The sequence below is a fragment of the Enterobacter sp. HG048 genome, assembly GCF_024702055.1.
GTDB lineage: Bacteria > Pseudomonadota > Gammaproteobacteria > Enterobacterales > Enterobacteriaceae > Enterobacter > Enterobacter dykesii.
Map to the genome: position 1 here is coordinate 1 of NZ_JANLIZ010000032.1, position 7,161 is coordinate 7,161.

17 protein-coding genes are annotated in these 7,161 nt (G+C 49.9%); all 17 read right to left on the reverse strand.

The features are described 5' to 3' along the window. Positions 1-251 (reverse strand): 30S ribosomal protein S11 (gene rpsK, locus NUX24_RS21495; protein WP_257834049.1); only part of this gene is annotated, 251 nt, incomplete at its 3' end. Between the two features lie 16 nt (positions 252-267). Continuing rightward, a complete protein-coding gene (rpsM, locus tag NUX24_RS21500) occupies positions 268-624 on the reverse strand; it encodes a 30S ribosomal protein S13 (protein WP_003863308.1) in 357 nt (118 codons plus the stop codon). Between the two features lie 146 nt (positions 625-770). Beyond that, positions 771-887, reverse strand: a complete 117-nt coding sequence (rpmJ, locus tag NUX24_RS21505) for a 50S ribosomal protein L36 (protein WP_000868187.1) — start codon at positions 885-887, stop codon at positions 771-773. 31 nt (positions 888-918) lie between these two features. Continuing rightward, positions 919-2,250, reverse strand: coding sequence for a preprotein translocase subunit SecY (gene secY, locus NUX24_RS21510; protein WP_003863305.1), 1,332 nt, complete (start codon positions 2,248-2,250; stop codon positions 919-921). A 7-nt stretch (positions 2,251-2,257) separates the two neighbouring features. Continuing rightward, positions 2,258-2,692: a 50S ribosomal protein L15 gene (gene rplO / locus NUX24_RS21515; protein WP_003863304.1), complete on the reverse strand. Its 435-nt coding sequence runs from the start codon at positions 2,690-2,692 to the stop codon at positions 2,258-2,260. Between the two features lie 3 nt (positions 2,693-2,695). Next, complete coding sequence (gene rpmD, locus NUX24_RS21520) at positions 2,696-2,875, reverse strand: 50S ribosomal protein L30 (protein ID WP_003863301.1); 180 nt, start codon at positions 2,873-2,875, stop codon at positions 2,696-2,698. A gap of 6 nt (positions 2,876-2,881) precedes the next feature. Next, positions 2,882-3,382, reverse strand: a complete 501-nt coding sequence (rpsE, locus tag NUX24_RS21525; RefSeq protein ID WP_003863299.1) for a 30S ribosomal protein S5 — start codon at positions 3,380-3,382, stop codon at positions 2,882-2,884. Positions 3,383-3,396: 14 nt separating this feature from the next. Continuing rightward, the gene (rplR, locus tag NUX24_RS21530; protein ID WP_003863297.1) at positions 3,397-3,750 is read right to left on the reverse strand and encodes a 50S ribosomal protein L18; all 354 of its coding nucleotides are present in this window, start codon (positions 3,748-3,750) and stop codon (positions 3,397-3,399) included. A 9-nt stretch (positions 3,751-3,759) separates the two neighbouring features. Then, positions 3,760-4,293: a 50S ribosomal protein L6 gene (rplF, locus tag NUX24_RS21535; RefSeq protein ID WP_003863296.1), complete on the reverse strand. Its 534-nt coding sequence runs from the start codon at positions 4,291-4,293 to the stop codon at positions 3,760-3,762. A 12-nt stretch (positions 4,294-4,305) separates the two neighbouring features. Then, positions 4,306-4,698, reverse strand: coding sequence for a 30S ribosomal protein S8 (rpsH, locus tag NUX24_RS21540; protein WP_006178918.1), 393 nt, complete (start codon positions 4,696-4,698; stop codon positions 4,306-4,308). Between the two features lie 30 nt (positions 4,699-4,728). Then, positions 4,729-5,034 (reverse strand): 30S ribosomal protein S14, encoded by a 306-nt coding sequence (rpsN, locus tag NUX24_RS21545; RefSeq protein WP_003863291.1) that lies wholly within the window; start codon positions 5,032-5,034, stop codon positions 4,729-4,731. A gap of 14 nt (positions 5,035-5,048) precedes the next feature. Continuing rightward, positions 5,049-5,588: a 50S ribosomal protein L5 gene (gene rplE, locus NUX24_RS21550; RefSeq protein ID WP_001096206.1), complete on the reverse strand. Its 540-nt coding sequence runs from the start codon at positions 5,586-5,588 to the stop codon at positions 5,049-5,051. 14 nt (positions 5,589-5,602) lie between these two features. After that, on the reverse strand, positions 5,603-5,917 hold the full coding sequence (gene rplX, locus NUX24_RS21555) for a 50S ribosomal protein L24 (protein WP_003863287.1): 315 nt from the start codon (positions 5,915-5,917) through the stop codon (positions 5,603-5,605). Positions 5,918-5,927: 10 nt separating this feature from the next. After that, positions 5,928-6,299 carry a 50S ribosomal protein L14 gene (gene rplN / locus NUX24_RS21560; protein ID WP_002919748.1) on the reverse strand — a complete coding sequence of 124 codons (372 nt, stop codon included), beginning with the start codon at positions 6,297-6,299 and terminating at the stop codon, positions 5,928-5,930. 166 nt (positions 6,300-6,465) lie between these two features. Next, positions 6,466-6,720: a 30S ribosomal protein S17 gene (rpsQ, locus tag NUX24_RS21565; protein ID WP_008503489.1), complete on the reverse strand. Its 255-nt coding sequence runs from the start codon at positions 6,718-6,720 to the stop codon at positions 6,466-6,468. Next, positions 6,720-6,911, reverse strand: a complete 192-nt coding sequence (gene rpmC, locus NUX24_RS21570) for a 50S ribosomal protein L29 (RefSeq protein ID WP_003863282.1) — start codon at positions 6,909-6,911, stop codon at positions 6,720-6,722. The genes rpsQ and rpmC overlap by 1 nt, the downstream gene beginning before the upstream one ends. Continuing rightward, a partial coding sequence (gene rplP, locus NUX24_RS21575) for a 50S ribosomal protein L16 (RefSeq protein ID WP_257834051.1) occupies positions 6,911-7,161 on the reverse strand: 251 nt, incomplete at its 5' end. The genes rpmC and rplP, both read right to left, overlap by 1 nt.

The window sequence follows — 7,161 nt, forward strand, 5'->3', positions numbered from 1 at the left end:
ACTTCCAGATTCTTGATGCCGTATTCTTTTACGGCTTCTGCGCAACGCTCTGCTGCAACCTGAGCTGCGAACGGAGTGGATTTGCGAGAACCACGGAAACCGGAACCACCGGCTGTTGCCCAACCCAATGCGTTACCCTGACGATCAGTAATAGTAACGATGGTGTTGTTGAAAGAAGCATGGATATGAGCCACGCCGTCAGAGACTTGTTTTCTTACACGTTTACGTGCACGAACTGGTGCCTTTGCCATTATTCAATCACCCCGATTATTTCTTGATCGGTTTGCGCGGACCCTTACGGGTACGTGCGTTGGTCTTAGTACGCTGACCGCGCACTGGCAGACCACGACGATGACGCAAACCGCGATAGCAACCAAGATCCATCAGGCGCTTGATGCTCATGCTGATTTCACGGCGCAGATCACCTTCAACGACAAATTTGGCAACTTCGTCACGCAGCGTGTCGATTTGTTCTTCAGACAGCTCACTGATCTTAACATCTTCAGCGATACCCGCTGCAGCCAGAATGGCTTTAGAACGGGTCTTGCCGACGCCGTAGATCGAAGTTAATGCGATCACAGCATGTTTCTGATCAGGAATGTTAATGCCTGCTATACGGGCCACTATGCACTCCTACTATTTAATATGTACGCACCATGCTGAAAAGCCCGTTTTCAGGATACTCAAATGGAAACGTACAGACATACAAAAGATTGGCTGGCTAATCTAGCCAGCTCAATCCAACTTTGCAAGAAAAATATGCGAAAAAATCAGCCTTGGCGCTGTTTATGCTTCGGCTCGGCACTGCAAATCACACGGATGACACCATCACGCTTAACGATTTTGCAGTTACGGCATAATTTCTTGACGGAAGCACGAACTTTCATTTTTACTCTCCGTAACTTCTCAGGCGACCATTTAGCGGCCGTAGCCTTTCAGGTTCGCCTTCTTCAATGCAGACTCGTACTGACTGGACATCATCAGAGTTTGCACTTGAGCCATAAAGTCCATAATCACGACAACAACGATAAGCAGTGAGGTCCCACCGAAGTAGAACGGTACTTTCATTGCATCACGCATGAACTCCGGGATCAGGCAGATAAAAGTAATATAAAGCGCACCAACCAAAGTCAGGCGAGTCATTACTTTATCGATATACTTCGCCGTTTGCTCTCCCGGACGAATTCCTGGTACAAATGCACCGGACTTCTTCAGGTTATCTGCTGTTTCACGCGGGTTGAAGACCAACGCCGTGTAGAAGAAACAGAAGAAGATGATCGCAGACGCATAGAGTAACACATAAAGTGGTTGCCCAGGCTGCAAATACAGCGAAATTGTTGTCAGCCAGTTCCAACCAGTACCGCCCCCGAACCATGACGCGATGGTCGCCGGGAACAGAATAATACTGGAAGCGAAGATAGCCGGGATAACCCCCGCCATGTTCACTTTCAGCGGTAAATGTGTGCTCTGTGCAGCATAGACACGACGACCCTGCTGACGTTTAGCGTAGTTCACCACAATGCGGCGTTGACCACGTTCAACGAAGACAACAAAGAACGTCACTGCAAATACTAATACTGCAACCAACAGCAACAGGAGGAAGTGCAGGTCGCCTTGACGCGCTTGCTCGATAGTATGGGCGATGGCTGGCGGGAGGCCCGCAACAATACCGGCGAAGATAATGATAGAGATACCGTTACCGATACCACGCTCAGTAATCTGTTCGCCGAGCCACATCAGGAACATCGTCCCTGTGACCAGACTTACAACAGCGGTGAAGTAGAATGCAAAGCCCGGGTTTAACACCAGGCCCTGCATACCAGGCATATTCGGCAGACCGGTAGCAATACCGATCGACTGGAATATTGCCAGCACCAGAGTACCGTAACGGGTGTACTGACTAATCTTACGACGTCCAGACTCCCCTTCTTTCTTCAACTCTGCCAGGGCCGGATGAACGACCGTCAGCAGCTGGATAATAATAGATGCCGAAATGTACGGCATAATACCCAATGCAAAGATAGAAGCACGGCTGAGAGCACCACCAGAGAACATGTTGAACATTTCAATGATGGTGCCTCGCTGTTGCTCAAGCAGTTTGGCAAGTACAGCGGCATCGATACCAGGGATCGGAATAAAAGAGCCAATACGGAACACAATCAGCGCGCCGATAACAAACAGCAGTCTGCGTTTCAGCTCGCCAAATCCACCTTTGGCACTTTGAAAATCTAATCCCGGTTGCTTAGCCATCTGCTACTTATTCCTCAATTTTACCGCCAGCAGCTTCGATAGCAGCACGAGCACCTTTAGTAACACGCAGGCCACGAACAGTCACCGGAGTAGAAACTTCACCAGCCAGGATCACTTTCGCGAACTCGATCTGGATACCGATAATGTTTGCTGCTTTCAGCGTGTTCAGGTCTACAACGCCGCCTTCAACTTTCGCCAGGTCAGACAGACGGATTTCCGCTGTGATCGCTGCTTTGCGAGAAGTGAAGCCGAACTTCGGCAGACGACGGTACAGTGGCATCTGGCCACCCTCGAAACCGCGACGTACGCCACCGCCAGAACGAGAGTTCTGACCTTTGTGACCACGACCACCGGTTTTGCCGAGGCCAGAACCGATACCACGACCCAGGCGTTTACCCGCCTTTTTAGAGCCTTCGGCCGGAGACAGAGTATTTAAACGCATCTCTTACTCCTCAACTTTAACCATGAAGTAAACCGCGTTGACCATACCACGAACAGCAGGAGTATCCTCGCGCTCAACGGTATGACCAATACGACGCAGACCCAGGCCAAGCAGCGTTGCCTTGTGTTTCGGCAGACGACCGATTGCACTGCGGGTTTGAGTGATTTTAATAGTCTTTGCCATGGTCAATTACCCCAGAATTTCTTCAACGGATTTACCACGCTTGGCAGCGACCATTTCTGGAGAATTCATATTTTCCAGGCCATCAATAGTTGCACGAACCACGTTGATCGGGTTGGTGGAACCATATGCTTTGGCCAGAACGTTATGAACCCCAGCAACTTCCAGAACGGCGCGCATTGCACCACCGGCGATGATACCGGTACCTTCTGAAGCTGGCTGCATGAATACACGAGAACCCGTGTGAACACCTTTAACTGGGTGTTGCAGGGTACCGTTGTTCAGCGCGACGTTAATCATATTGCGACGGGCTTTTTCCATCGCTTTCTGGATCGCTGCTGGAACTTCACGCGCTTTACCGTAACCAAAACCAACGCGACCGTTACCATCGCCTACTACAGTCAGAGCTGTGAAGGAGAAAATACGACCACCTTTAACGGTTTTAGATACGCGGTTTACCGCGATCAGCTTTTCCTGCAGTTCGCCAGCCTGTTTTTCGATGTGAGCCATCTTACACCTCTACCTTAGAACTGAAGGCCAGCTTCACGGGCAGCATCTGCCAGTGCCTGGACACGACCATGATATTGGAACCCGGAACGGTCAAAGGAAACATTGCTGATGCCTTTTTCCAGAGCGCGTTCAGCAACAGCTTTACCTACAGCTGCAGCGGCGTCTTTGTTACCGGTGTACTTCAATTGTTCTGAGATAGCTTTTTCTACAGTAGAAGCAGCTACCAGAACTTCAGAACCGTTCGGTGCAATTACCTGTGCGTAAATATGACGCGGGGTACGATGTACCACCAGGCGAGTTGCACCCAGCTCTTTGAGCTTGCGGCGTGCGCGGGTCGCACGACGGATACGAGCAGATTTCTTATCCATAGTGTTACCTTACTTCTTCTTAGCCTCTTTGGTACGCACGACTTCGTCGGCGTAACGAACACCCTTGCCTTTGTAAGGCTCAGGACGACGGTAGGCGCGCAGATCTGCTGCAACCTGACCGATCAGCTGTTTATCAGCGCCTTTCAGCACGATTTCAGTTTGAGTCGGACATTCTGCAGTGATACCGGCCGGCAGCGGATGCTCAACAGGGTGTGAGAAGCCCAGAGACAGGCCTACTGCATTCCCTTTGATAGCTGCACGATAACCTACACCAACCAGCTGAAGCTTTTTAGTGAAGCCTTCGGTAACACCAACAACCATTGAGTTCAGCAGGGCACGCGCGGTACCAGCCTGAGCCCATCCATCCACGAAACCATCACGTGGACCGAAGGTCAGAGCGTTATCTGCATGTTTAACTTCAACAGCTTTGTTGAGGGTACGAGTCAGCTCGCCGTTTTTACCTTTGATCGTAATAACCTGACCGTCGATTTTTACATCAACGCCGGCAGGAATAACGACCGGTGCTTTAGCAACACGAGACATTCTTTCCTCCGATTAGGCTACGTAGCAGATAATTTCGCCACCAAGACCAGCCTGGCGCGCTGCACGATCAGTCATAACACCTTTAGAGGTAGAAACAACTGCGATACCAAGACCAGCCATAACTTTTGGCAGCTCATCTTTTTTCTTATAGATGCGCAGGCCTGGGCGGCTGACACGCTGAATGCTTTCTACAACAGCTTTACCCTGGAAATACTTAAGAGTAAGTTCCAGTTCCGGCTTGGTGTCGCCTTCAACTTTAAAATCTTCGATAAAACCTTCTTCCTTCAGCACGTTGGCAATTGCCACTTTCAGCTTGGCGGAAGGCATGGTGACCGCAACTTTGTTCGCGGCCTGACCGTTACGGATACGGGTCAGCATATCCGCGATCGGATCTTGCATGCTCATCTGTCTTTACTCCCGTGATTCAATTGGTAATTACCAGCTAGCCTTTTTCAAGCCTGGCACTTCACCGCGCATGGCGGCTTCACGCAGTTTGATACGGCTCAACCCAAACTTGCCCACATAACCATGTGGACGACCTGTTTGACGACAGCGGTTACGCTGACGAGACGGGCTGGAATCACGCGGCAGAGACTGCAGCTTGAGAACCGCATTCCAACGATCTTCGTCGGAAGCGTTCACATCAGAAATGATCGCTTTCAGTTCAGCGCGTTTAGCGAAGAATTTATCAGCTAAAGCTACGCGCTTTACTTCGCGTGCTTTCATTGATTGCTTAGCCATTCAGTAACCCTACCTTACTTGCGGAACGGGAAGTCAAAGGCAGCCAGCAGAGCACGGCCTTCTTCGTCAGATTTCGCAGTAGTGGTAATGGTAATATCCAAACCACGCACGCGGTCGACTTTATCGTAGTCGATTTCTGGGAAGATGATCTGCTCACGGACACCCATGCTGTAGTTACCACGACCGTCGAAAGACTTAGCGGACAGGCCACGGAAGTCACGGATACGTGGAACAGCAATAGTGATCAGGCGCTCAAAGAACTCCCACATGCGTTCGCCACGCAGAGTTACTTTACAGCCGATCGGATAGCCCTGACGGATTTTGAAGCCTGCAACAGATTTGCGTGCTTTGGTGATCAGCGGTTTTTGACCGGAGATTGCTGTCAGGTCAGCTGCTGCGTTATCCAGCAGTTTCTTGTCAGCGATCGCTTCACCAACACCCATGTTCAGGGTGATCTTCTCGACCCGAGGGACTTGCATGACAGAATTGTAGTTAAACTCAGTCATGAGTTTGTTAACTACTTCGTCTTTGTAGTAATCATGCAGTTTCGCCATCGTACTACTCCAAATTACTTGATAGTTTCGCTGTTAGACTTGAAGAAACGGACTTTTTTGCCGTCTTCGAATCTAAAGCCTACACGGTCAGCCTTGCCGGTAGCCGCATTGAAGATTGCAACGTTAGAAACCTGAATAGCAGCTTCTTTTTCAACGATGCCACCTGGTTGGTTCAGGGCCGGAACCGGCTTCTGATGCTTCTTAACCAGGTTGATACCTTCAACGACAAGTTTGCCGGAAGACAGAACATTTTTTACTTTACCGCGTTTACCTTTATCTTTACCGGTTAACACGATAACTTCGTCATCACGACGGATTTTCGCTGCCATGATTCGCTCCTTAGAGTACTTCTGGTGCCAGAGAGATAATTTTCATGAACTTCTCAGTACGAAGTTCACGAGTTACCGGCCCAAAGATACGCGTGCCGATAGGCTGCTCGCTGTTATTGTTTAAAATAACGCATGCATTACCATCGAAGCGAATGACAGAACCGTCAGGGCGACGAACACCCTTCTTGGTGCGCACCACTACCGCCTTCAGCACATCACCTTTTTTGACCTTACCACGTGGAATTGCTTCCTTGATGGTGATCTTGATGATGTCGCCTACGCCTGCGTAGCGACGGTGCGAGCCACCCAGAACCTTGATACACATTACGCGACGTGCACCGGAGTTGTCGGCGACGTTCAGCATAGTCTGTTCTTGGATCATTTTAGTGCTCCGCTAATGTCAACTACTACCTGAGACTCTAAAATCAGAGCCGTTAAAAAGCCCCATATCGAGGGCGCGGCATTATAACACCGCTTCTGCAATATGGGTAGAAAAAATAAACGGCTCATCGCTGAGCCGTTTATTCGTATTGAGAAGGCGTACTGTATTACAGAACCGCTTTCTCTACAACGCGAACCAGCGTCCAGGACTTAGTCTTGGACAGTGGACGGCATTCACGGATTTCAACCTTGTCGCCGATACCACATTCGTTGTTCTCGTCATGTACGTGCAGTTTGGTCGTACGCTTGATGAATTTACCGTAGATCGGGTGTTTCACAATACGTTCGATAGCTACAACAATGGATTTCTCCATTTTGTCGCTAACAACACGACCTTGCAGAGTACGGATTTTATCGGTCATTACGCACCCGCCTTCTGAGTCAGTAAAGTCTTAACGCGTGCAACATTGCGACGCACTTGCTTCAGCAGGTGAGTCTGTTGCAGCTGGCCACTTGCAGCCTGCATACGCAGGTTGAACTGCTCACGCAGCAGGTTCAGCAGCTCAGCGTTCAGCTCTTCAACGCTTTTTTCACGCAGCTCTTTTGCTTTCATTACATCACCGTCTTAGTTACAAAGGTGGTTTTGATAGGCAGTTTCGCTGCTGCCAGGCCGAAGGCTTCACGGGCCAGCTCTTCCGGAACACCGTCCATTTCATAAAGGACTTTGCCCGGTTGGATCAAGGCAACCCAGTACTCCACGTTACCTTTACCTTTACCCATACGAACTTCCAGCGGCTTCTCGGTGATCGGTTTGTCCGGGAATACACGGATCCAGATCTTACCTTGACGCTTAACTGCACGGG